This window comes from Pseudomonas sp. (genome assembly GCF_050739655.1).
Taxonomy (GTDB): Bacteria; Pseudomonadota; Gammaproteobacteria; order Pseudomonadales; family Pseudomonadaceae; genus Aquipseudomonas.
Genome location: NZ_JBOIBY010000554.1, coordinates 1 through 1,024, shown reverse-complemented (window position 1 = coordinate 1,024; position 1,024 = coordinate 1). Strand labels below are relative to the sequence as shown.

The following is a 1,024-nucleotide window of genomic DNA, read 5'->3' as shown; positions in this document are numbered from 1 at the left end:
ATCTTTTGATTTTAAAGAGCAAGATCAAAAGATCGCAGCCTTCGGCAGCTCCTACAGTGGGGTAACGTGGTTGCCCGTGAGTGCCCAGCCGGGCATGCTGCCTGCTGATTGTCCATTCCAATGGCTGACCTTCAGCCGAAGCAAGGAGAACACGATGTCCAACACCCTGTTTATTACCGGCGCAACCTCCGGTTTTGGTGAAGCTTGTGCCCGTCGTTTTGCCGAGGCCGGCTGGAAACTGGTGCTGACCGGCCGTCGTGAAGAACGCCTCAACGCTCTATGCGCCGAGCTGTCGAAGCAGACCGAAGTGCATGGTCTGGTACTCGATGTGCGGGATCGCAAGGCCATGGAAGAAGCCATTGCCAACCTGCCGCCTTCCTTTGCCAAATTGCGCGGGCTGATCAATAACGCCGGCCTGGCACTGGGCGCTGACCCGGCGCCCAAGTGCAGCCTGGACGACTGGGACACCATGGTCGATACCAACATCAAGGGCCTGTTGTACGCCACGCGCCTGCTGCTGCCGCGCCTGATCGCCCACGGTCGTGGCGCCGGTATCGTCAACCTGGGTTCCGTCGCTGGCAGCTACCCATATCCGGGCAGCCATGTGTATGGCGGGACCAAGGCCTTCGTTCAACAATTCTCCCTGAGCCTGCGCTGCGATCTGCAAGGCACGGGCGTACGGGTGAGTAACCTCGAGCCAGGCTTGTGCGAGAGTGAGTTTTCGTTGGTGCGTTTTGGCGGCGATCAAAAACGTTACGACGCCACCTACGCGGGCGCCGAGCCGATCCAGCCCCAGGACATCGCGGACACCATCTTCTGGATTCTCAATGCGCCAGCACACATCAACATCAACACGCTGGAGTTGATGCCGGTGAGCCAGAGCTGGGCAGGGTTTGCGATTGATCGCAGTGGTGGTCAGGCGTAAGACCGATTAACGGCCCTTCGCGGGCAAGCCTCGCTCCTACAAGCATCTGTAGGAGCGAGGCTTGCCCTAATGCCGGTCAGTTAAGGCATTTGTAGGAGC

1 protein-coding gene is annotated in these 1,024 nt (G+C 59.3%); it reads left to right on the top strand.

The genetic code is table 11. The annotated features are described in order from the left end of the window. Window positions 1-154 precede the first annotated feature (154 nt). Window positions 155-925 carry an SDR family oxidoreductase gene (locus ACRESJ_RS26530; RefSeq protein ID WP_431760516.1) on the top strand — a complete coding sequence of 257 codons (771 nt, stop codon included), beginning with the start codon at window positions 155-157 and terminating at the stop codon, window positions 923-925. Window positions 926-1,024 lie beyond the last annotated feature (99 nt).

What these genes read in the sequence shown, in the direction of transcription:
- ACRESJ_RS26530 (WP_431760516.1), top strand. Translation starts at nt 155, where the DNA reads ATGTCCAACACCCTGTTTATTACCGGCGCAACCTCCGGTTTTGGTGAA.